The sequence below is a fragment of the Psychrobacter aquimaris genome (assembly GCF_016107525.1).
Classification (GTDB): Bacteria; Pseudomonadota; Gammaproteobacteria; order Pseudomonadales; family Moraxellaceae; genus Psychrobacter; species Psychrobacter aquimaris.
The window spans coordinates 139,291-160,594 of the sequence record NZ_JABASR010000005.1; the positions used below are offsets into that span (position 1 = coordinate 139,291).

The 21,304-nt window shown below is 41.6% G+C and carries 24 protein-coding genes and 1 tRNA gene; 12 read left to right on the top strand and 13 right to left on the bottom strand.

Features of this window, described 5'->3' with window-relative positions:
- Positions 1 to 28: 28 nt before the first annotated feature.
- Positions 29 to 937 carry a hydrogen peroxide-inducible genes activator gene (locus JFC10_RS06180; protein ID WP_193013359.1) on the bottom strand — a complete coding sequence of 303 codons (909 nt, stop codon included), beginning with the start codon at positions 935 to 937 and terminating at the stop codon, positions 29 to 31.
- A gap of 315 nt (positions 938 to 1,252) precedes the next feature.
- Here JFC10_RS06180 and ahpC point away from each other — a divergent pair, with 315 nt between their 5' ends.
- Positions 1,253 to 1,819, top strand: coding sequence for an alkyl hydroperoxide reductase subunit C (gene ahpC, locus JFC10_RS06185; protein ID WP_193013358.1), 567 nt, complete (start codon positions 1,253 to 1,255; stop codon positions 1,817 to 1,819).
- A gap of 174 nt (positions 1,820 to 1,993) precedes the next feature.
- Here ahpC and JFC10_RS06190 read toward each other — a convergent pair whose 3' ends face one another.
- Entirely contained in the window at positions 1,994 to 2,242 is a 249-nt protein-coding gene (locus JFC10_RS06190; RefSeq protein WP_193013357.1) for a YdcH family protein, read from the bottom strand.
- Positions 2,243 to 2,757: 515 nt separating this feature from the next.
- Between JFC10_RS06190 and ahpF the strand changes: the two genes are divergently transcribed.
- Positions 2,758 to 4,335, top strand: coding sequence for an alkyl hydroperoxide reductase subunit F (gene ahpF / locus JFC10_RS06195; protein ID WP_198332127.1), 1,578 nt, complete (start codon positions 2,758 to 2,760; stop codon positions 4,333 to 4,335).
- Positions 4,336 to 4,419: 84 nt separating this feature from the next.
- Here the strand turns inward: ahpF and JFC10_RS06200 are convergent, their stop codons facing one another.
- The 5 genes from JFC10_RS06200 to JFC10_RS06220 all read right to left on the bottom strand — a co-directional run bounded on the left by JFC10_RS06200 (position 4,420) and on the right by JFC10_RS06220 (position 8,516).
- A complete protein-coding gene (locus tag JFC10_RS06200; RefSeq protein WP_227685946.1) occupies positions 4,420 to 5,163 on the bottom strand; it encodes a glutathione S-transferase family protein in 744 nt (247 codons plus the stop codon).
- Between the two features lie 147 nt (positions 5,164 to 5,310).
- Positions 5,311 to 5,643 carry a TIGR01244 family sulfur transferase gene (locus JFC10_RS06205; RefSeq protein WP_020444228.1) on the bottom strand — a complete coding sequence of 111 codons (333 nt, stop codon included), beginning with the start codon at positions 5,641 to 5,643 and terminating at the stop codon, positions 5,311 to 5,313.
- Between the two features lie 149 nt (positions 5,644 to 5,792).
- Positions 5,793 to 6,119: a beta-lactamase hydrolase domain-containing protein gene (locus JFC10_RS06210; protein ID WP_193013354.1), complete on the bottom strand. Its 327-nt coding sequence runs from the start codon at positions 6,117 to 6,119 to the stop codon at positions 5,793 to 5,795.
- Between the two features lie 216 nt (positions 6,120 to 6,335).
- Positions 6,336 to 8,045 carry a SulP family inorganic anion transporter gene (locus JFC10_RS06215; RefSeq protein ID WP_198332128.1) on the bottom strand — a complete coding sequence of 570 codons (1,710 nt, stop codon included), beginning with the start codon at positions 8,043 to 8,045 and terminating at the stop codon, positions 6,336 to 6,338.
- Positions 8,046 to 8,177: 132 nt separating this feature from the next.
- The gene (locus tag JFC10_RS06220; protein ID WP_226914721.1) at positions 8,178 to 8,516 is read right to left on the bottom strand and encodes an ArsR/SmtB family transcription factor; all 339 of its coding nucleotides are present in this window, start codon (positions 8,514 to 8,516) and stop codon (positions 8,178 to 8,180) included.
- Between the two features lie 309 nt (positions 8,517 to 8,825).
- On the opposite strand from JFC10_RS06220, the gene JFC10_RS06225 reads away from it, so the two are divergent.
- The 3 genes from JFC10_RS06225 (at position 8,826) to trxC (ending at position 10,560) form a co-directional block, all read left to right on the top strand.
- Positions 8,826 to 9,698 (top strand): MBL fold metallo-hydrolase, encoded by an 873-nt coding sequence (locus JFC10_RS06225; protein WP_198332129.1) that lies wholly within the window; start codon positions 8,826 to 8,828, stop codon positions 9,696 to 9,698.
- 151 nt (positions 9,699 to 9,849) lie between these two features.
- On the top strand, positions 9,850 to 10,032 hold the full coding sequence (locus JFC10_RS06230) for a YgaP family membrane protein (RefSeq protein WP_198332130.1): 183 nt from the start codon (positions 9,850 to 9,852) through the stop codon (positions 10,030 to 10,032).
- Positions 10,033 to 10,122: 90 nt separating this feature from the next.
- Positions 10,123 to 10,560, top strand: a complete 438-nt coding sequence (gene trxC, locus JFC10_RS06235) for a thioredoxin TrxC (protein WP_198332131.1) — start codon at positions 10,123 to 10,125, stop codon at positions 10,558 to 10,560.
- Positions 10,561 to 10,709: 149 nt separating this feature from the next.
- On the opposite strand, the gene JFC10_RS06240 is transcribed toward trxC, so the two are convergent.
- The 4 genes from JFC10_RS06240 to JFC10_RS06255 form a co-directional block, all read right to left on the bottom strand.
- A complete protein-coding gene (locus JFC10_RS06240; protein WP_193013349.1) occupies positions 10,710 to 11,111 on the bottom strand; it encodes a hypothetical protein in 402 nt (133 codons plus the stop codon).
- A 148-nt stretch (positions 11,112 to 11,259) separates the two neighbouring features.
- Positions 11,260 to 11,619, bottom strand: a complete 360-nt coding sequence (locus tag JFC10_RS06245) for a SirB2 family protein (RefSeq protein ID WP_193013348.1) — start codon at positions 11,617 to 11,619, stop codon at positions 11,260 to 11,262.
- A gap of 92 nt (positions 11,620 to 11,711) precedes the next feature.
- Entirely contained in the window at positions 11,712 to 12,035 is a 324-nt protein-coding gene (locus JFC10_RS06250) for a BolA family protein (protein ID WP_198332132.1), read from the bottom strand.
- Positions 12,036 to 12,373: 338 nt separating this feature from the next.
- Complete coding sequence (locus JFC10_RS06255; RefSeq protein WP_193013346.1) at positions 12,374 to 13,186, bottom strand: M48 family metallopeptidase; 813 nt, start codon at positions 13,184 to 13,186, stop codon at positions 12,374 to 12,376.
- A gap of 640 nt (positions 13,187 to 13,826) precedes the next feature.
- Here JFC10_RS06255 and JFC10_RS06260 point away from each other — a divergent pair.
- The 3 genes from JFC10_RS06260 to JFC10_RS06270 all read left to right on the top strand — a co-directional run bounded on the left by JFC10_RS06260 (position 13,827) and on the right by JFC10_RS06270 (position 16,545).
- Positions 13,827 to 13,901, top strand: a tRNA-Gly gene (locus tag JFC10_RS06260).
- A gap of 267 nt (positions 13,902 to 14,168) precedes the next feature.
- A complete protein-coding gene (gene nhaC, locus JFC10_RS06265) occupies positions 14,169 to 15,581 on the top strand; it encodes a Na+/H+ antiporter NhaC (protein ID WP_198332133.1) in 1,413 nt (470 codons plus the stop codon).
- Positions 15,582 to 15,753: 172 nt separating this feature from the next.
- The gene (locus JFC10_RS06270; protein WP_193012916.1) at positions 15,754 to 16,545 is read left to right on the top strand and encodes a glucose 1-dehydrogenase; all 792 of its coding nucleotides are present in this window, start codon (positions 15,754 to 15,756) and stop codon (positions 16,543 to 16,545) included.
- Between the two features lie 217 nt (positions 16,546 to 16,762).
- Here JFC10_RS06270 and JFC10_RS06275 read toward each other — a convergent pair whose 3' ends face one another.
- Positions 16,763 to 17,179: an amidohydrolase family protein gene (locus tag JFC10_RS06275; RefSeq protein WP_198332134.1), complete on the bottom strand. Its 417-nt coding sequence runs from the start codon at positions 17,177 to 17,179 to the stop codon at positions 16,763 to 16,765.
- 412 nt (positions 17,180 to 17,591) lie between these two features.
- On the opposite strand from JFC10_RS06275, the gene JFC10_RS06280 reads away from it, so the two are divergent.
- The 4 genes from JFC10_RS06280 to JFC10_RS06295 all read left to right on the top strand — a co-directional run bounded on the left by JFC10_RS06280 (position 17,592) and on the right by JFC10_RS06295 (position 19,827).
- The gene (locus JFC10_RS06280; RefSeq protein WP_193011051.1) at positions 17,592 to 17,951 is read left to right on the top strand and encodes a hypothetical protein; all 360 of its coding nucleotides are present in this window, start codon (positions 17,592 to 17,594) and stop codon (positions 17,949 to 17,951) included.
- Between the two features lie 184 nt (positions 17,952 to 18,135).
- The gene (locus JFC10_RS06285; protein ID WP_198332135.1) at positions 18,136 to 18,864 is read left to right on the top strand and encodes a BLUF domain-containing protein; all 729 of its coding nucleotides are present in this window, start codon (positions 18,136 to 18,138) and stop codon (positions 18,862 to 18,864) included.
- A gap of 4 nt (positions 18,865 to 18,868) precedes the next feature.
- Positions 18,869 to 19,402: a GTP-binding protein gene (locus JFC10_RS06290; protein WP_198332136.1), complete on the top strand. Its 534-nt coding sequence runs from the start codon at positions 18,869 to 18,871 to the stop codon at positions 19,400 to 19,402.
- An 8-nt stretch (positions 19,403 to 19,410) separates the two neighbouring features.
- Positions 19,411 to 19,827: a roadblock/LC7 domain-containing protein gene (locus JFC10_RS06295; RefSeq protein WP_198332137.1), complete on the top strand. Its 417-nt coding sequence runs from the start codon at positions 19,411 to 19,413 to the stop codon at positions 19,825 to 19,827.
- Between the two features lie 213 nt (positions 19,828 to 20,040).
- Here the strand turns inward: JFC10_RS06295 and JFC10_RS06300 are convergent, their stop codons facing one another.
- Positions 20,041 to 20,946 carry a LysR family transcriptional regulator gene (locus tag JFC10_RS06300; protein WP_198332138.1) on the bottom strand — a complete coding sequence of 302 codons (906 nt, stop codon included), beginning with the start codon at positions 20,944 to 20,946 and terminating at the stop codon, positions 20,041 to 20,043.
- Positions 20,947 to 21,304: the final 358 nt, after the last annotated feature.

Genomic DNA, 21,304 nt, shown 5'->3' on the forward strand with positions numbered 1-21,304 from the left:
TAACTGTTGGCAATTTATAACCAACTGATTATTTTTTATTGGCAGCATCTTCAAAGGCTTGCTTGAATACTTTACCCAATAAATTAACATCATCGACACGGGCATAATTTAGACGGGTGACAAAGGCAATATGACGATGCGGGCCTTTTTCTGCCAGTGGCACAGCGACCGCATTTTGGTTCTGCAGATGCAGCTGGTCGAGCGCCATCTCTGGTACTAACGTCGTCCCCATATTGGCAAGTGCCATCTGAATAAGAGTATTTAGACTGGCGTCTGAAAAGCTTGATTTCATCTGTGCACGGTCAAAATGGCAGACAGACAGCGTCTGATCGGTCAAGCAATGTCCTTCGCCGAGCAACATAAGATTGGCAGTAGCCAGCTCATCAGCGTTGATGGTTTCAAGCGTGGCGTGTACGTCATCTTTTGGGAATACAGCAAAGAAATCCTCTGCCCAAAACTCAAAGCTGTGCAAGCCGTCTACCGCATAAGGCAGCGCAATAATAGCCGTATCAATATGACCGTAGCGTACTTGCTCAAGTAAGCGCTCTGTTTGTTGCTCAACGATGGTCATACGAAACTCAGGATATTGAGCACGCAGCGCAGGCAATACTTTTGGTAGCAGATAAGGGGCAATCGTTGGAATGATACCGACAGTCATCGGATACGCCAGCGGCGATTGATGGCTATGGGCGCGTGTGGTCAAATCATTGACTTCAGAAAAAACCCGCTGCGCCCGCGTGAGAATGTCTTCACCAATAGGGGTAATCAATACTTGCTTATTGTTACGCTCAAAAATCTGCGTATCCAGTTGCTTTTCTAACTCGGCAATACCCAAGCTCAGTGCTGATTGCGAGATATTACAGTCTTCTGCTGCACGTTTGAAGTGACGGTGTTTGGCCACTGCTAAAGCAAACTCAAGTTGACGTAAAGTAATCATAAAACCTCTCTATTAATGGGCTTTTAACGCGATATATTATGCTGATTTATTTGGTGTACCAGTTTGATAGCCAAACTCGATGTCATCTTAACGTAACCTAACGGTTGTATAGTGACTGACGTACAGTGCACTGATGATAAAAATTAGAGAGAATAGTTTAACAAGTTTAATAAAACAAAACATCACATTAAAAACTTTTAACTGGATTAACGATAGAATTCGCGTATAGTTTGTCAGGTAGCCCAAAGTATTAAAGGCTTGATAGAAACAATCATACCAAAAATTTCAATCAACTTAACTATAAAGGAGCCAATCATGGCGTCTATTATCAATCAAGAAATCCCAGAATTTTCAGCTGATGCGTATGTAAATGGTGAATTCAAAACCATCACTTCAGAAGACGTAAAAGGCAATTGGGCAATCTTTTTATTCTACCCAGCTGATTTTACTTTTGTTTGCCCAACTGAGCTTGAAGATATGGCCGCTCATTACGACGAGCTTAAAGGTCTTGGTGTTGAAGTATACTCAGTATCGACTGATACTCATTTCACGCACAAAGCATGGCATGATTCTTCAGAAGCGATCGGCAAAGTACAGTATCCAATGATCGGCGATCCTACTGGTAAAATCACTCGTGGTTTCAACGTTATGATTGAAGAAGCTGGTTTAGCTGAGCGCGGTACATTCTTAGTAGATCCTGATGGCTTGATTCAAGTAGCTGAAATCCATGCTGGCGGTATCGGCCGTAGTGCAAAAGATATGCTACGTAAAGTGAAAGCAGCACAATATGTTCGTGAAAACGATGGCGAAGTTTGCCCTGCAGCTTGGGAAGCTGGTCAAGAAACGCTCAAACCAAGTCTTGATCTGGTTGGTAAAATCTAACTCCTGATTTCATGAATCAGTTTAACGATTTAGATGTTTGTAGTATTGCATATAATGCTATTAGTTAAATCAGTACTATAAATGAAGCCCTCATCAGCCTAAGTTGATGGGGGCTTTTTTATGGTATGTATCAATGAAGAATTTTACTTCTGTCTTGTGATAATAAATGAAGCGCTAAGCATGAGATTGAATTTTATTTTTGTCAATTATCTTATAGATCTCATCTTTTAAATGTAGTTTTCGTCGTTTCATTTGTTCAATTTCTTCATCGCGACTGGTGTGTGTTACCAAGTCTTTATCCAGTTGATTAATTTGCTGATCAAGCTGAGTATGCTCATCAAAAATGCTCGCGAAGTGGCTGTCTTTCAGCTTGAGCTCAGCAATAATATCTCTGTTGTCTTGCCATGTATCAGTCTTTCTCATGTTGTCATCCTTGTTATGAAGCGCAAGCTTACGATAAGCATCCGCGCATTGTCGTTAAAAGTGCTGTGATGAATTGCTATGATTTTGAGACTTGATTTTTATTAAGCCAGAACGATATTTAACACAATATAGATAAGGCCTAATAGCAGCAGACAGCCCTTTTAATGAACCTGTAAAAAAGCCAATCTGCAACTAGACAAATAGGAACTATTCCTATCAGCCTCACTTGATTGTAGCGGAAAAATAACCTCGTTACTATGATAATAATCTGATAAGAACGAGCAGTTTAATTAGAATTTAATGGTAAATAACTAATATTGATTGGTTTTATAAAACATAGTATTTGAGTTTCTCAGCTTGCCCAAACTTCTAGAACCTATGATAATAGAGACATCAAAGGGCATAAAGTTAGGTCCTATAATATTTTAGATAAAATTATTAATACCAAATAATCCATATTTGAGCGTGCAACATGATAGTTGCCGTTACATATCCAGTAATGATGAGGAACAAACATGATAGATCAAAGTTTATTAGACGCCGTGAAAAGCTATAGTGAAAAGATGACTCGCCCAATTACTTTTGTATTGGGTAGTGGCGACCATAATAAGCGCGCCGAGTTGATTGATTTTTTGTCTAAAATTGCTGGTACCACAGATAAAATTAATTTTGATGCAACAGCAACTGATGACAGCTTACCAAGTCCAATTAGCTTTAAAGTAGTTAGTCATGTCGATGGCGCATTGACTGATACGGGTATTGTTTTTAGTGGTATCCCAGGTGGTCATGAGTTTACCTCCTTGATTTTGGCTATTTTGCAAGCGGGTGGTCATACGCTAAAACTGGATGAAAGTATTCAGAAGCTGATTAAGCGTTTTAACAAGCCGTTGCAGTTTCAAACTTATGTATCGTTGTCTTGCCACAGTTGCCCAGAAGTCGTACAAGCGCTGAACCAGTTTGCGCTACTGAACGATGACATCAGTAACGAGATGATTGATGGTGCTTTATTCCAAGAGCAAGTTGATGCCAATAACATCCAAGGTGTACCAGCGGTATTCTTAAATGGTAAGCCATTTGCCAATGGTCTCATCGACACGGCAAAATTGATTGAAAAATTGCAAGAGCAGTTCCCTGACTTATTAGCAGAAGCTGATGACGATGCTGAGCAGTTAGAGCAGCAAGATGTGACGATTATTGGTGCTGGTCCTGCAGGGGTTGCTGCTGCGATTTATACCGCTCGTAAAGGCTTAAAAGTCACCATGGTCGCTGACCGTATCGGCGGACAGGTGAAAGACACGCAGGATATCGAAAACTTGATTTCTGTGCCTTTGACGACTGGTAGTGAGCTATCAGCGAACTTTGAAAAACATTTGCGTGAATACGATATTACTTTAAAAGAGCACGTCAGCGTCAAAGAAATCAGTGAGACGGAAGATGAAAACTACCGCATTCATCTAAACACGGGCGAGACGTTTGAGACACGTAGTATTATCTTAGCGACGGGTGCTCAGTGGCGTAAGCTTGGTGTTCCGGGTGAAGAAGAGAACATCGGTAAAGGCGTGGCTTTCTGCGCTCACTGTGACGGCCCATTCTTTAAGGGCAAAGATATTGCTGTCGTCGGTGGTGGTAACTCTGGTATCGAAGCGGCATTAGATCTTGCCGGTATCGTGAAGCATGTAACGGTACTTGAGTTCGCTGATGATTTGAAAGCGGATCAGGTATTGATTAACAAAGCCAAAGAAAAAGATAATATTGAGTTTGTCACTGGCGCGGCGACGCAAGAAATCAAAGCGACTGATGGTAAAGTGACTTCTGTCGTCTATCAAGATCGCAGTACAGGTGATATCCATGAGCGTGACTTGGCAGGGGTGTTCGTACAGATTGGTCTAGTACCGAATACTGAGTTTGTTAAAGGCTTTGTTGATTTAAACCGCTTTGGCGAGATTGAGATTGATGAGCGCTGCCGTACTGATCGCAAAGGTATTTTTGCTTGTGGTGACGTCACGACTGTGCCGTTTAAGCAGATTAATATTGCGATGGGTGAGGGTAGTAAAGCGGCATTATCAGCATTTGAATACTTAGTGATGCAGTAAGCTTTAAATGCATTTTCTACAAGTTCAGATAAAAACCCGATGCTAAGGCGTCGGGTTTTTTTGCTTATAAATATGAATTAAGTACTATTTAGCTAATGATCCAATTAACGAAAGTATCTCACCTGCTTCATCTTCCTCAATTATGCGAGTTTCTTCAAGTGCTGCTTCTCGCCAAGCTTGTATATGAGGATTGTTTAACATCGTTTCACAATATTGTTTGGTCGTTGATTTCAATACTATGTCAGAGGTATCGGCATACGTTTGCAAGCGTAGCACTACTGGTGCGAAAAAAGCATCAGCGGCAGTGAAATGACCAAATAGATAACTGTCTGTTGAGCGATTTTTTAAACAATCTGCAAAAATCTCTTCTATACGCGCGATATCATTTAAGCAGGCATTGCTGGGTTGTATCCTCGCGATGGCTCGAATGTTCATCGGCATCTCACTACGGATACCCATTAGCCCTGAGTGCATCTCAGCAATGATGCTTTGGCAATAAGCGCTATTTATTCTAGTGCTAGTATTGGTCTCAGCAACAGACTTACTCAATCCTGTCCAAAGATCTAAGTCTGTCAAATAATCATTGGCGTGAATGGCAATCGCTAAAGTATCCCATACCGTGACTTTTTCATCATCTTGACCATAGACTAAAACTGGCACTTTTCCTGTTGGTGCATGTTCATTGAGAATGGGTGTCGCGGATGGATGAAAAAGCTCAATCAGCTGTTCATCGAAGTCAATATTGAATGCCTTGAGTAGTAGCCAAGCTCGCAATGACCATGACGAATAGTTTTTATTGCCGATGATGAGTAGCGGTTTTTGCATCATAAAATCCTATTGAGCTGTATAAGTAAGATTTTATTATGTTCTCAATATTAGAAATTAACCAGTCTATAGTTCAGTAGTTTCAAAAAAATACCCATCCAAATTTGGACGGGCGTTTTTTCAGCAGTAGCGATGGTATTTAAATCACTATCAATCGTCTAACAAGTCCATACGCTTAGCCGCTTCGTAGATACCTGTTGAGCGGTTACCGGTACGGCAAAAGATCAGCATTGGCTGCTCAGCTTGATTAAAAAAGTCAGCAAATTCTTCGACATGGTTTTGATTGAGCTCACTACCAGCAAAAGACACTTCTTTATAAGCAAGACCTGCTTTTTTAGCAGCGGCTTCAATCTCAGCGCTGGTCGGTTGATTTGGTTCTTCACCATCTGGACGGTTGTTAATAATGGTTTTAAAACCATTTTCAGCAATCATCGGTATTTGATCAGGGGTGATTTGTCCGGTAATACTAACTTGATGGCTCATAAGAGCTCCTTTTTATTTTTTAGAGTAAAAATGAAAATTTTGCTATTAGCGTATAGTGTTTGCTGAAAAAGCAGTGTCTTAGCCTAAGCTTAATGTACAGATATCTAAATATACGCTATGTAAACGCTATCGCTTTTTTATAGTAATGGTTATAACAAACCTTGCATCAATGCGCTTTGATACAACAATTTAGCACGCGCACCCGTCCCACAAAACATCAATATCGGTTTAGGCATCGAGCGATAAAACGCTGCAAACTGCTCGACAGTCGCCATACTTAAGCGCTCATCATCAAAAGGTAAGTGATGATAAGTAAGGTTGGCTTTTGCCGTGGCACTAGTAAAATCACAGCTATTGGGCTGCATTTCTGTCTCGGCATCAGGACGAATATTGAGCACGGAGCGGTAGCCAAGCTCAGCAATCTTGACACATTGGCTTGGATAAATTTGCTTATAAATAGTTAAATTATCGGTCATAAGTAGCTTCGGTCGCGTATATTAAAAGACGTTTGGAGGTATCGTATTGTAGCTAAGCGCCATTTTATAAAGGCTGTGCTTTAGGTATCTCTTCTAAAGGCTGTATTTTTTAAGGGCTTATACCAATTTAGCATAACACAGCTTTTATCATATCTATATTTTGTCACAGACAATAATAATTATGCTTGATTAAGCAACATATCGCTCACAGACCGATCAGACATCCTTTAGCGCATTTACCGCATCCATCGTGCTTAAATACACTTGACCTGAGAGGGTAGTAATGACCGGAGTATGCTCGATAATGTCCATTACTGGCCCTTTAATAAAGCTAAAGTTTAAATGTTTGTTTTGGTTCAAAAGCTCTTGATTGAGACTAATAAGCATCTCCTGTCCCGTCAAGTCAATGTGATTGACCGCTGACATGATAAGTATGACCTCATGCGCTTCGGGATATTGCTGAGTGGCTTGTATGACCCTGCGATGGACGGATTCACTATTGCCAAAAAATAAGCTCTCATCGATACGCAGCATCAATAAGTTGCTAAATGTCACTACATCGTGACGGTTTATATTGCGAAAATGCCCTGTGCCAGCTAGCTGACCAACCACAGCGACGTGCGGTTTACTCGATTGCCAAATGAGGCTAGCAAACGACACCATCAAACCAATCACCAAGCCAGTATTTAATCCAAATATCAGCACACCAACGAATGCTGCCAAAAAGCTGGCCGCATCTAGGCGGTCGCGTTGCCATGCCGACTTTAAGGTTGCCATATCAATGAGACCGATGATTGATGCCATGATGGTCGCGCCCAATAAAGCATAGGGCAGTGGTGCGAGTGCATTGCCAAAAGCGATTAAAGCAGCAATCATGACCAGCACGGTTACTAAACTTGCAACTGGTGTTTTGGCCCCTGAGTCGGCATTGATAGCGGTGCGCGAAAATCCGCCAGCGACGGTAAAGCCTTGAAAGAAGCCGCCCGCCATATTGGCAAGCCCCAGTCCAGTCAGCTCGCTATTGGCGTTAAAAGCCTCACCGCGCAGGCGTGCATAGTTGCTAGCGACGGAGCTGCTAGAGACAAATATTATCAATGCCATCAAACCTGCGCTAGGTAATAGGTTCAGTGCTTCATCGAAGTCTGGTACATAGGGCAGGGTAAAGGTTGGTAGGCCTTGTGGAATACTACCAATCGTGGCTACGCCGTTCGTGGTCCAGTGTAAGCTGATGCTCAAAACAATCGCAATACCAAGCAAAATGAGCGGAAATAGCCGCTCAGCCCATTTGGCATAAGACACTGATAACCAAGATTTCCATAGCCATTTGCTGCCGTAGCGATTGGCAACCAACAGTGCAAAAGCAATGACACCAATAACTAAGGTTAGCGGGTGTAGCTGGCGCGCATACATTTGCATGCTTGATAGATAACCGATTAAGTTATTTCCCGCAATAGGAATCGCGGTAAGATATTTAAGCTGACTGATAAAAATTAATACGGCTGCGCCACTGATAAAGCCTGCTGAAACGCCGCGACTGATAAACTGCATAATCCAGCCAAGCTTGAGCCGACCTGCCAACCATAACATCGTACCAACCATCAATGACAGCAAACTTGCCATCAATATATACTGCTGAGTGCCCTCTGTAGCATAAGGATGTAGGCTACTGGCTGTCATAATCGCAGTAATAGCGACAGGCCCTACTGCTTGCACATTGCTCGAGCCTATCCATGCATAGACCAGCACGGGAACGATGGCCGCGTAGAGTCCATAGACGGGTGGCAATCCTGCCAATACCGCATAACCTAAGCTTTGTGGAATGACGAGCACCCCAACCACCAACCCAGCAATAACATCAGTTGGCAGGGCAGACAGCTGGTATTGACGCAACCAAGCAGGAATCAGACGAGCGGCGATAGAAGGCATAGCAATACGTCATCACAATATAAAAGAAAAAGTTAAATAAAAGAAAAGTTTAATTACAGCTAAGCACTAAATTCACAAGGTCATGCTGAAGAATGAAGCTAAAAATTGACGCTAAAAACTCAAGCCAACAAACTAGCTGTCATTTTTGGCACAAAAGCGTTCATACAACAAATGTAACACCGCCAAGGCATCGTCACTGGCGATACTATAATAAATTTGCTTGCCTTCGCGGCGGGTCGTCACTAGCGCATCTTTGCGTAGGATACCGAGCTGCTGTGACAGGCTTGGCTGACCAACACCGACTAAGCTTTCAAGCTCGCTGACGCAATACTCTCCTTGAGTCAACTGACATAAGAGTAATAAGCGATCCGGATGTGAAAGCGACTTTAATAACTGGCTAGCTTGCATGGACGCTTGCTGCATTTGCTCAGCAAGGTCTTTAGGTGCAAAGTCTGCTACGCTAGATGACATGTCATCAATGCTAGTAGTCGAGGTGCTCAATGCTGAAGTAGAAGTAGTCAGAGCAAGCTCCTTATATAAGACATAATAAAAAATTTAAGATTTATAGCTAAGAGATGGTTAATTATCAATGATATTGCTAGTGATAGCAAGTTATCATTATTTGCATTATATAAATTGATAAAATGTTAAATCGTTGCTATATTGGTATGCATCGTTGATAAATATATGGCTGTAAATACGATAAGCATAAGCCAGCGCATATTATACTGAACAATTTATCAAAAAATAAAATATTCATCTAAAAGCAAAGAGGTAGCCATGCAAGTTCATTCATTCTTACATAGCGACACAGAAACTTATACTCACGTACTCGCGGACGTCCAACAACAAGTCTGTGCCATCATCGATCCCGTGTTGGATTTTGATGCTAAGTCAGGGCGTACTAGTACTACTAGCGTCGATGAGGTGGTTAAGTTCGTCCGCGAGCATGGGTGGGAGCTGGTTTACATCATAGAGACTCATGCGCATGCCGACCATATATCCGCTGCGATACACGTCAAAGACAAACTCGGTGGGCAGTTGGTAATCGGTCAACATATCACCGAAGTGCAAAAAATATTTAAGCAAATATTCAACTTTGATATCAGCTTTCGCACCGATGCCAGCCAGTTCGATATTCTAACGGATGATGGCGACACCTTGGCGCTTGGGAATATTACTCTTACGGTCATGTATGTGCCAGGTCATACGCCAGCCGATATGGCCTATATTGCCACTGATGATGAAAAGACCGTGGTCTTTGTTGGTGATACTTTATTTGCTCCTGATGTCGGCACGGCTCGCTGTGACTTTCCAGGTGGGGATGCCAAGACGCTGTATCACTCAATCAAGAAGCTCCTTGCGCTGCCTGAAGATACGATGATGTATCTGTGTCATGATTATCCAAGCAAGGGTCGCAAACACTGTCCAACCACGACTGTCGCTGCACAAAAACTGGGCAACATCCATGTGAAAGATGGCATCAATGAAGCAGAGTTTGTGCAAATGCGTGAGCGCCGCGATGCCACTCTTGATATGCCGCGCCTAATTATTCCATCGGTACAAGTAAACATCGATGCAGGTCATTTTCCAGAGCCAGAAGACAATGGTACCCGTTATCTCAAAGTACCGATTAACGTATTGGGACAATAAGATAAATAGCAGTAAAAGCAAAAGATTATAAACATGCATAACGTTACGTAAGCACAATACGAGTACAAGCCATCATAATGCTAGTCTGTACTGTAAATACATGGCTATATTACTCCTTTACCACTAAGCTTTCACTCTTAAGGATTGAACCATGGTAATTAATATCGGCAGTACTGAGCGTTTATTACGTATTAGCGCGGGTGTTGTGATTATCGGTTTGGGTTTATATTTTCAAAGCTGGTGGGGCGTGATTGGCTTAGTTCCTTTACTCACAGGACTTTTCCGCTTTTGTCCTCTGTATAAAATGCTTGGGATGAATACCTGCAAGCGTTAAACAGTCGCTAGATTTTTTGTCATAAATACATCATCAAGCATGGATATTTTGATTGACCAATACCCATGCTACTTGTATAGGAGTCTTATAATGAGTGAGCAAAACTCTCATCTGGTCTGCCCACATTGTCAGGCAACCAATCGCATACCAGCAGCCAAACTTAGTGCTGCGCCAAATTGTGGCAAATGTGGTCAGCCATTATTAACTGGAATGCCGCATGAACTAAACGCCCAAACGGTTGGTAAAGTCATTCAAAAAAATGAAGTATTGACCATCGTTGATTTTTGGGCAAGTTGGTGTCAGCCGTGTCTAATGATGGCACCGCAGTTTAAAGCCGCAGCGGCGCAACTGCCACAAGTAGTCTTTGCCAAAATACAAACGGATAAATATGAGCAAGCAGCGGCACCTTATAATATTCGTAGTTTGCCAACCATGGTGGCTTTTAAAAATGGCAGAGAGGTCGCGCGACAATCTGGTGCGTTACCTAGCGATCAAATTGTTCAGTGGGTGCAAAGCTTAAATTCTTGAGTTTTAACTCGTTATAATTAGACAAAAAAGCCAGTATGTTTATCACATACTGGCTTTTTTCATCACAAATACTATCTAAAGTGATCAGAGAATTAAGCGGTTAAACGTCATTCATCAAACATGACTTATTAAACATAACCTATCGAACATTACTCGCCATAAATCTTAATGCCATTGGCAAAGCTACAACGCTGAATGCGGGCGGATTGGATAATGGCATCACGCTCGCCGTAAAGCCGTGATAATTTTGCATCGCGCGCTTTGGTATTGTTGCTTTTGCCAACACCAAAACTGATGTTAGGAGAGATGCCCCAACGTCCCGCAGAAACCCCAACCCCCACACCTGAAGCGGATAAAGTTGATTGCTCATTGCGTGCCGCGTCGACATAGCGATTGACGCGAGTATATTCTTGGCTAAGGGCTTGGCAATCGTAACTTTGATAAGTGCTTGGTGGCACATATTGTGGCGTGACATTGCCCGTAGAGGCACAGCCTGAGAGACCAAAAATGCCAGTTGTCGCCAGTAGTATCGCTGCAGTAAGAGTTTTCATAGTGGCTCCATTAGGCTAGGTTGAGGTGATTATGTTTGTTTAAGATAGCAAAAATAATGTCATTAAGATATTGAAAATACATCGGTTATCAAATATTTTTCACCCCTAGCAACACGACTATTTGGGCAACTCTACTATTCAATACTCATCAAAATAGGTTGCCAGGCTTAGCGAAGGCCAGTATGACGATACCAATATATGCGATAGCAGCGATAAGAATCCCTGTTTTTCTTTGTACGGGTGTTGCATTACTATTAAAGGCTTTTATGCTAGAACTAATGGCTGCGACCAGTAAGATAATTTTGGCAAATACCCATTGTATCGGTGCATTGGCACTCATTAATTGCATTAGCATGACTGCCCCTGACACAATAATAAGGGCATAGATGATATGGGTCGCTATTTTAACTGCGCGAGGTGCTAGTTTATTGGTGCTCAAAACCAGATAGCTCTGGTATAAAAACAGCACAATGAGCAATACAGCCATGAGCATGTGTAAATGTTTCATTGGATATCGTTTCCCTTAAAGTAGCATTTTGACTGCTTATTGATTGCATGTAATTATGGTATGGAAAAGACTGTTTACGCAACAGTCAGCTACTAGCCCTTGTTTTGTCCAGCACATAATGGGCTCTCAGGGCTTTGACCTTGCCATTCTATGGGGGTATAAGCATGAATTGCTAAGGCATGGATTTGACCGCCTTGTGAGGTCAATAACGAGTTTGCCAGTCCATATACAAGCTGGTGGCGTGCGACCAATCGTTTGCCTTCAAAAGCATCACTGACAATCGTAAGCTTAAAGTGACTTTCTTTACCGTCAAAATAACCGGCATGATCCATCGATTCATTCGTCAATTCTAGATGTTGCGGCTGCAACGATTGTAATTCGGCATTGAGTGCATCGGCAGTCGGTGTTTTACTCATAACAGTCCTTCCATATATTTTGCTTAATAGTACTTATAGTATTTGGCGGTATCATACTTAGCAATTTGTGAATTGCATATCATGCCCATTATAACAGACGCTATTAGTGGTAAAGCCTGCTATTAAGTTGCGTGTGTCTGTAAGCGATTAAACTTTTCAGCAACCCTGTTTCTAAAAAAATATAGCAATGAAAGATATTCTCTTTAATGGCAAGTGCGATCACTTATTAGCTAACAGCAAAAAAAGCAGAGTACAGTTTATAACATGTACTCTGCTTTTCTAAGCGATGAATATTAAGCTATTACCACTTACTCAAAGCATGAAATCGGACCACCTCATTAGCGACGCGCTTTTTGATAAAGCGGCATGACTTTAGGCATCAATGATTGCAGTTGAGCAATACGATTACTGCTGGTCGGGTGAGTGCTTAAGAACTGTGGTGGCTCACCTTGGCTTGCGCTTTGCATTTTCTGCCATAAAGTAACTGCTGCTTGCGGGTTATAGCCTGCACGTGCCATTAGCTCTAGACCAATCTGATCGGCTTCAGCTTCTTGTGTGCGACTGTGTGGACGGCTCAGCCCCAAGTCACCAGCGACGTTTGCTAGCTCAGCCTGACCTTGTGACAGTCCAAAGATGCTAGCGGCCACGCCGATACCAGTTTGCGTGGCATATTGGCGTGAGAGACGTTCACGTGAGTGCTCACGCAGCGCATGTGACATCTCGTGACCCATAATGGCCGCAATCTCGTCATCAGTGAGGTTCAGGCGGTCAATGATACCCGAGTAAAACATGATTTTACCGCCTGGCACCACAAAGGCATTCAACTCATTAGATTTGATCGTATGCACTTCCCATTGCCATTTCGCGGCATCTGGACGGTAGACGCCGACCTGACCGACCAAACGATTAGCGATGTTTTTTAAGCGATTAAGCTGAGCTGTATTAGTATCTAGCACGCCGCGCGCTTTTGCTTCTTGCAATGTTTTGGCATAACTCTGTGCAGACAGCTGTAAAACTTGCTCACTAGAAACCAGTAAGAGCTGCTGACGGTCAACGCCAACGGCACCGGTGCTGGTGGTGCTGGTACAACCTGTCAGGGTTAGTGCCGACAATGAAGCGGCCATCACGGTGGTGGTCAGTAATTTTCTCATAATAAACATCCTCGCTGTAAATGATAAAAAGTAAAATAGAACAAAGTCGCTGTTAATAATAAAGCGGTTGTCGTTAAAGTGATTATCGTTCAAATGACTCGTATTAAATTTTTTTCGTAGAATGGAGAGTTAAAGTAGCAAGTAAGGCAATTTTTTATTGATGTTCTACCTGTGCTTGCTACGCGACCTCAACAGTAAAATTTTACCCGAACTGTCATTAGGCATAAGTATAATAATGTTACCAAGGCAAAACCAATGCAGGAAAAGTAACAATACAACGTAGGATTGTAAGTGAGAGGGACGCTGATACCAACAAATCTATTTTTCGCTACTCACTGCCGCAAACTTGATAGGCGGCATAAATATCAGTCAAAAAATTGTCTCATAAGCAATGTGATATCATCTAGAAGAGTAGAGCCTTAATTTTCTATCATTATTGTGGAAAATAAGTCATATTATTTTAAATAAATAATTATTGATAAATCAATTATTTATGATGATTGCATCAATAAATAGCGAATTAAAACCATAATATTGGAAATAAATTTTAAAAAAGTGGTTGACAGGCTCAGAATATTTGATAGAATAGCCAGCCTATCGAGACGGAGTTGTTGTTAACAACACTACAATTCGATAATCAGCGGGAATAGCTCAGTGGTAGAGCATAACCTTGCCAAGGTTGGGGTCGAGAGTTCGAATCTCTTTTCCCGCTCCAAATATGGCTTGAAAAAGCGCAAAAAGCCTCACTATAAAGTGAGGCTTTTTTTTATGCATAAAATTTACTTTGGGCTGCTGAAGAGCCGTTTATTGACAGCCAAAAAGTCTGTTCAGTAAAGCCAGTCGAAATACAGCATGCTAAGCACTGGTAGTCTTGTACTCTACAAAGCAAACAAAGAACAAGCGGGTAGCAATAATGATTGCCACTCACTAAACTTGTAAACCCTTAAGTATCGCAAATTACTAGACAACATAAGGGCGTGTCATGGCTCCACAAACATTGACCCAGTTTTCATCCGGAGTGGCAGTTATTATTTCAGCCATTGTCATCACGATTATGGGCGTCACGATGATTGGTTTTGGCTGGGTACCTCATCTCTCCTTGATACTCGCTATCTGCATTTTATTGGCTATCGGTCTATATAAAGGATTGACCTTTAATAGTATGCAAGCACAGATGGCTGCTGGGGTGATGAGCGGTATTGGTGCGATATATCTGTTTTTCTTTATTGGGTTGATGGTGGCGGCTTTGATGATGTCAGGCGCGATACCAACGCTCATGTATTTTGGTTTTGAGCTGATATCACCAGAATTTTATTATATATCAGCCTTTGTATTGACCTCCATTATCGGCATCGCCTTAGGCAGTAGTTTAACAACAGCGGCAACGCTAGGCGTGGCTTTTATTGGTATGAGCAATGCGTTTGACGCCAATATCGCGATAGCAGCGGGCGCTGTCGTATCAGGCGCTTTTTTTGGAGATAAGATGTCTCCGCTATCAGATACTTGTACCATCGCTTCATCGGTTGTGGGCATTGACTTATTTGCGCATATTCGCAATATGATGTACACCACAGTACCGGCTTGGATACTGACTGTCATTTTATTTTGGCTGTTTTCTGAGCAAACGGTCAATGTAGATTTGAGCCAAGTGACGGTTTTGCAGTCACAGCTTATCAATAGCGGTTTAGTATATTATTATGCCGTACTGCCATTCTTGGTATTGATAGGGCTGGCGATAGGTAGAGTCAATGCCATTTACACCATCATCTGTACCACGATTACAGCGTTGATCATCACTTACTTACATAGCTCACCAAGTTTTGAACAATTAGGCGGTTACCTTTTTGCTGGGTATAAACCTGCTGAAACGCTAGCATTGGGTGAGGTCGGTGGCATGCTGTCACGCGGCGGTGTGCAGAGTATGTTTTTTACTCAAACGATTGTGATATTGGCGTTGAGCCTTGGCGGGCTGCTGACGGCATTAGGGATTTTACCCGCGCTACTATCTGGACTAAAAGACACGTTGACGCATTCAGGGCGAGCCATCTTTGCTGCTGCCATGTCAGCGCTCAGTATCAACGTGCTCATCGGTGAGCAGTACCTCAGTATTTTGATATCAGGTACGACCTTTCGCTCGACGTTTGAGCGTCTCAATTTACACCCTAAAAACCTCTCTCGCACTATCGAGGATGCAGGCACGGTGATTAATCCGTTGGTGCCTTGGAGCGTGTGCGGGGTCTTCATTAGTCAGGCGTTAGGCGTGCCTGTGCTTGACTATTTGCCGTATGCTTTTTTCTGTTATTTATCGCTGTTGCTGACGCTGCTATTTGGTTTTACTGGCATAACTATCAGTCATTTGGACAAAACTGATGAAAGTCTAAACAAACACATTTAATAGAGATACATACTCAGTGCTGTCTATGAAAACGCCGTCACCATATTTAAGTTACAAAAGAGGGTCAACTCGACACATTAGATCCAGTTTGACCGCGCATAATTATATATACCTTTTAAATAAACATAACAATAAATAATCTATTTATAAATAACGATAATAAGGAATAATCATGCAAGAGTTCAAACATAAAGCATTTAGTCAATTATTTGATCTGTCAGGAAAAACTGCGATTGTGACTGGCGGTGCAAATGGTATTGGCAAAGCAACGGCGCTACGTCTGGCACAAGCGGGTGCAAACATTGTGATTGCCGATCTAAAAATAGAAGACGCCAATGCGGCGGTTAAAGATATCGAAGTGTATGGTGTAAAAGGTTTGGCAGTCGAATGTAATATCTTAAAAGACGATGATTTGGTCGCTATGGTAGACAAGGTAATTACTGAATTTGGGACTATCAATATTTTAATTAATAATGCTGGTGGCGGCGGTGGCGGTCGTGAAAACCCTGCGAAGATCTCAGTGGATGATATTCGTCGTGACTTTGAGTTGAACGTCTTTAGTGGCTGGCGTTTATCCCAGTTATGCGTGCCACATATGAAAGCGTCGGGTTATGGTTCGATTGTATTTACCACTTCGATGTCGAGTATCAATAAAAGCCCAAATATGAGTGGTTATGCGGGATCAAAAGCGGCCGTCAATCATATGGTGGCAAATTTAGCACATGATTTTGGCCCTGAAGTACGTGTGAATGCTGTTGGCCCTGGTGCGACACGCACCGACGCCCTACAAACTGTCTTAACGCCAGAGATCGAAAAGAAAATGCTAGAGCATACGCCGATTCAACGTCTAGGTGAAGCGGATGATATCGCTGGTGCCATGCTGTATTTTGCCGCACCAATATCTGAATGGGTAAGTGGTCAAACCCTATTTGTGAATGGCGGCGGCGTACAAACTTTAGACTAAGATTATCTGTATGGATAGTTGATGTTTTCATTTATGCCGCTTGAACGATGGTGTTTAAACCATAATATTAGAGCCATAGTAAATAGTGAAAAACCGTTCTGAAAAGCGTCGTCCAATGTATAGTTGGGTGACGCTTTTATCGTTTTTGTCATTATGTTTTACGATATAACTATTGGCACTTCGATAAACTGAATATGCGCCATCAAGATTATTCAGATCACTCAAAACAAATACGCGCGGCTTCGTTGCAAAAGGTTTGTTTACCATTTTTAAAGCCTGCTATGGCTTGTGAGTTGGTTCTAATGGCGGCTACTGCGTCTTTCGCCTCTAATACGACCAACGTCGCTTGCGCTCCTACTTTGATCTCCGTTTGCCGTGACAAAAGCTTCGCTGTATTTTTGCCAATCATATCGAATACCTCTGTTATCTGCTCATCCTTTGCTAATTGAGTGATATTGGCATACATATTTGCCATTCTAATCAGCGAGGCATCATCGTAAGGCGTGAAAGCATTTAAAATATTATTGCTAGAAATAGTCGTATTGATGCCCGTCGCTAACGGATATTCACAAGTTTTTATGACTTGGTAATTGGGAATTTTTTGTGAGTAAATCGGGCATTGTGTTTCTCTCATTATTAGATTAAGAGAACCCGCGGATCGATCAAATTTAAGGTTAAAAATAATACCTTTAAGCTCTAAAATAGAATCATTATTGATTGCGATTGTTTTTCCTACTCAGTGGTCGTTTTTTATTCATGAGCGGTTAGGTACAAATGTTCTCTAGTTTGTTATATAGAATATAATAGCCAGCACTACGGGATTTAGGTTTTGTTTACGAGTACGCTATATTTTTTGTACCAAAAAAAACATTTAATTATTTATATTGAATTATCATAATTTTCTTAAATATAAATGATTAAATTTAAGTTAATCTAATAACCAGGTAGTGAATAAGCTCAATGCAGCTTAGTATTATTAAGCTGAACAAGCGTTCCCAAAATAGCATTATTTTATTTAAACACAACCAAATGGATAGGAAGAAAGTATGTCAAATATCAATGAGTCTTTACAAGAATTAATGGATCTTGATGGTGCTATGGGCGGCTGTATTGTCGACTATATGTCAGGTATGGTATTAGGTATGACTGGCGGTGGTGTTGATTTAGAGCTGGCGGCAGCAGGTAACTCACAAGTAGTAAAAGCGAAAGTAGCAACAATGAAATCACTTGATATCAAAGGTGAAATCGAAGATATGTTAATCACATTAGAGTCTCAACTGCACATCCTTCGTCCTGCTGCTAATCATGAAGATTTGTTTATTTATTTGGTTCTTGATAAATCAAAAGCCAACCTTGCATTAGCTCGCCGTAAGGTGCAAGCCGTAGAAAGTAAACTAGAAATATAATTTGGTTGGTAATATTCAAGCCAATGGGTGATTGGTCAGACTCTCCTTGTTGCTTACCGTGTACTAAACAAGACTAGTAAGAAGGTCATATTCGTTATGTACGTACTGTGCATAGCGAGTGATCATTTTATATACAGTGATGACAACTTAACGAGCGTTAGCCGTTTTATCAAGTGGTGGCAAAATGAAATGTATTGCATACGTCAGTAGAGCACCTATTAGTGATCGCAGTATTCGACTGCCTACTGGATTATCAGACATCATTAGGATATCTCGAAATAAAAATCTAAAGTCGCAAATCACTGGTATCATCTCTTACCGTGAAGGTCAGTATCTGCAAGTGCTAGAAGGACATGATCTTGAAGTAGACAAGTTGATGAGCAAGATAGCTTCTGATCCTAGACACGAAGATCTTTGGGTCTTTTTGGATGTGCGCGTTGCCAAGCGTAGTTTTCCTAACTGGGGCGTTAGCGTGTTTGATTTTGTGGATCAAGGCAGCTTTTTTAATGCATTCATAGAGAACAATAGTGCTGTGTTAAACAGCTTTGATGAGTATCAGCAGAAACGTATTCAGCCCTTTATTGATATAAAAAAATCTGACACTGTACCTGAAAATTATTATGAAGGTAAGAATCTAAGATTGCTGGCATGGCCTGACCTCAACAATGAAAGCGAGCCGCAGATGATTATGAATCTGTGTGTTAAATTGACTAAGAAGCCTTACCCGTTCAGCGCATTAGTGAGCAGTGGTGAGTTTGGCACTCATCATCAAGTCACACAAATTATCAAAGAGTTTGAGCGTTTAGGTTTATTGAGTGTCACAGAAGCAGAGCCGATAAATGAGCAAACCATAAATGAGAAAAAATCTAATAAATTTTATGGTGCGATCAAAAAATTCTTAGGAATGAGGTAAAAAATTGAATTATCAGAAGCTAGCTATCATTGGTGAAGTAGGCGCTGGAAAAACTCGGTTGGTCAAGACCTTAAGCGAGATAAGCCCCATCGAAACAGAAGCAAAATCTAGTATCGATATCGGTAAGGAGTACACGACGGTAGGCATCGATTATGGGCGTATCACTCTGTCTGACGATATGGCGCTAGGTATTTACGGCGTACCAGGTCAAGAGCGTTTTTCTTTTTTATGGGAGTTCGTCAATCAGTCGCTATGGGGATTGCTCATTTTGATTAGATATGGCGAGACACCCGATTATGCCAATTTAGATAAGCTGTTACACTTTTTTGCACCAGAAAAAAATCAGACCACGTGCATCATTGGTATTACGCATTGCGAGGATGCTGACAAAGATAGTCTTTCAGCACTGGGACAAGAAATAAGAATGATGTTGATGCAGCATAATGTAGTGGCGCCCGTGATCCATGCTGATCCTAGAAGCAGAGAGTCCGCCGTATCTCTGTTGTCATTATTTAATACCCTTAATAATCAAGACTAATGCCAGATATGACTATGTTAAAAGAAAAAGTAGACGAAAAATCACCAGCAAAAATAGCGTTATTAAGCCACATGAAAGCATTGTGCGAGGCCAATAGAGAAATTATATTGGTCAGTATATGCACCACAGATGGCTTTCCCATTAGTTGTTTTTCGATCAGTGAATTGAGCAATCAAACGGACAAGTTTGCAGCGATGAGTAGCACGCTATCAGCGCTGAGCGATTCATCTGCGAGTCAAATGAAGCAGGGCAAGTGCGACATTACTATCGTCGAAGCCACTGCTGGAAATATACTATTCGTCAAAACTGACTATATCGGTAAGCCGTGTGTATTGACCGTGGTAGCGCAGAATAAGATGGCACTAGCAGAAGCAAGATATAAGACCAAAAAACTGATTGGTGTAATTTCTGCTATCACTGAGTAGGATGCATAAGTAACTAAGATTGCTAGATTTGGCAGGCTATAAGCGATGATTCTACTATGATAGATATGTGATGTTATTTGCGTGATAAAATATCGACATTGTATCAATGTGCTTGTTTTAATATTTGCTTATGTCAATCATTGTCTTTTAGTTTGATTCGTATGGCTGCATAGAGATTCTAGAATACGGCTCAATTTTCTGAATCAAGGCTTATCAAAATTTATCCCAATAAGGATCGTCACCGAAACGCTCGGCTATAAAGTCAATCAGATAGCGACAGCGCTGTGATAAAAAACGATTTTTGGGATACACCGCATAGGCGTTTAGCGTGGGCAGTTGATATTGCTGAAGGATGGGCATCAGCTCGCCACGTGCCAATTTTTGGTAAGCGATAAAAGTTGGTATAAAGGTAATGCCATGACCTTTGACGGCCAGATCTACCAAAAACTCACCATTAGTGGCTTTAATTTTGGCATGAATCGTGTGGTTATGCTTTTTGCCTTCTTCATCGATCAGCTCTAGGCTGCTTGTTTTACCAAGACCATATTGTAAAAACTCATGATTTTCCAAATCTGCTAGCGTCTCAGGTGTCCCCATTCTGCTCAGATAATCGGGACTGGCACAGAGCGAATAACGAATCAGCGCCAAACGTTTTGCTTGGTAGCTAGAATCTTGCAGCTCTCTAATGCGAATGGCGAGCTCATATCCTTCTTCGATCAAGTCAATGTGTCGATCAGAAAAATCCAACTCAAAGTGTAGGTTAGGGTGCTGATTGGCGTATTCATCAATCACATCGTTCAGATGCATGAGTCCAAATGATAATGGTGCAGTCATCTTGAGTGTGCCTTCGATGCGTGTGGGTGCGCCGCTGGTTTGTTCATTCAGAGTATCAACCGCGCTCAAGATATGGTTCACTTGTTGGTAATACTGCTCACCTGCTTGCGTTAAGTTAGATTGTCGAGTGGTTCGGCTGATGAGCTGGCTACCCAAACGTGTTTCCAATTCTTTAAGACGGCGGCTGACGGCTGACTTGGCAATATTTAGCTGTTCTGCTGCTTTGGTGATACTACCAGCTTCGACAATGCGTACAAACATCGCCATATCTTCTAACTGTCCCATTTTACCTTCCCACCTTTGTAGGTTTATGATTCTTCTAAAGTAATATTTTTCTAAAGCAGCATTGTTCTAAATTTGAGAACTTACATTTGTAATTATTGCTGTTTATCCCTTTACAGTCAACGCCTATACTGATGCCATTTTTTGGCTAAAAACGTATTTGAACATACACTTAGTTTGACGGCCTTCTTATTTTGAAAACATACTTAGATAGCAACGATGTATAAATTACAGCGGTGTAGCGCCTCGATTGGTCGCCTATTTTTATCGATGACTTTGATCCTTTACGTTTTACTAAAATCACAGGCTACGCTGCGACGCAAGACTATATGAAATGGATGAACGTGCCGGTTGTGCAACT

Coding starts and splice junctions, on each gene's coding strand:
- JFC10_RS06240 (WP_193013349.1), bottom strand. CDS start 11,111: ATGAAAACTCTTACTGCAGCGATACTACTGGCGACAACTGGCATTTTT.
- JFC10_RS06295 (WP_198332137.1), top strand. CDS start 19,411: ATGACTATGTTAAAAGAAAAAGTAGACGAAAAATCACCAGCAAAAATA.
- ahpC (WP_193013358.1), top strand. CDS start 1,253: ATGGCGTCTATTATCAATCAAGAAATCCCAGAATTTTCAGCTGATGCG.
- ahpF (WP_198332127.1), top strand. CDS start 2,758: ATGATAGATCAAAGTTTATTAGACGCCGTGAAAAGCTATAGTGAAAAG.
- nhaC (WP_198332133.1), top strand. CDS start 14,169: ATGGCTCCACAAACATTGACCCAGTTTTCATCCGGAGTGGCAGTTATT.
- trxC (WP_198332131.1), top strand. CDS start 10,123: ATGAGTGAGCAAAACTCTCATCTGGTCTGCCCACATTGTCAGGCAACC.
- JFC10_RS06220 (WP_226914721.1), bottom strand. CDS start 8,516: ATGTCATCTAGCGTAGCAGACTTTGCACCTAAAGACCTTGCTGAGCAA.
- JFC10_RS06230 (WP_198332130.1), top strand. CDS start 9,850: ATGGTAATTAATATCGGCAGTACTGAGCGTTTATTACGTATTAGCGCG.
- JFC10_RS06245 (WP_193013348.1), bottom strand. CDS start 11,619: ATGAAACATTTACACATGCTCATGGCTGTATTGCTCATTGTGCTGTTT.
- JFC10_RS06190 (WP_193013357.1), bottom strand. CDS start 2,242: ATGAGAAAGACTGATACATGGCAAGACAACAGAGATATTATTGCTGAG.
- JFC10_RS06280 (WP_193011051.1), top strand. CDS start 17,592: ATGTCAAATATCAATGAGTCTTTACAAGAATTAATGGATCTTGATGGT.
- JFC10_RS06275 (WP_198332134.1), bottom strand. CDS start 17,179: ATGAGAGAAACACAATGCCCGATTTACTCACAAAAAATTCCCAATTAC.
- JFC10_RS06225 (WP_198332129.1), top strand. CDS start 8,826: ATGCAAGTTCATTCATTCTTACATAGCGACACAGAAACTTATACTCAC.
- JFC10_RS06180 (WP_193013359.1), bottom strand. CDS start 937: ATGATTACTTTACGTCAACTTGAGTTTGCTTTAGCAGTGGCCAAACAC.
- JFC10_RS06205 (WP_020444228.1), bottom strand. CDS start 5,643: ATGAGCCATCAAGTTAGTATTACCGGACAAATCACCCCTGATCAAATA.
- JFC10_RS06300 (WP_198332138.1), bottom strand. CDS start 20,946: ATGGGACAGTTAGAAGATATGGCGATGTTTGTACGCATTGTCGAAGCT.
- JFC10_RS06210 (WP_193013354.1), bottom strand. CDS start 6,119: ATGACCGATAATTTAACTATTTATAAGCAAATTTATCCAAGCCAATGT.
- JFC10_RS06200 (WP_227685946.1), bottom strand. CDS start 5,163: ATGATGCAAAAACCGCTACTCATCATCGGCAATAAAAACTATTCGTCA.
- JFC10_RS06255 (WP_193013346.1), bottom strand. CDS start 13,186: ATGAGAAAATTACTGACCACCACCGTGATGGCCGCTTCATTGTCGGCA.
- JFC10_RS06215 (WP_198332128.1), bottom strand. CDS start 8,045: ATGCCTTCTATCGCCGCTCGTCTGATTCCTGCTTGGTTGCGTCAATAC.
- JFC10_RS06270 (WP_193012916.1), top strand. CDS start 15,754: ATGCAAGAGTTCAAACATAAAGCATTTAGTCAATTATTTGATCTGTCA.
- JFC10_RS06285 (WP_198332135.1), top strand. CDS start 18,136: ATGAAATGTATTGCATACGTCAGTAGAGCACCTATTAGTGATCGCAGT.
- JFC10_RS06250 (WP_198332132.1), bottom strand. CDS start 12,035: ATGAGTAAAACACCGACTGCCGATGCACTCAATGCCGAATTACAATCG.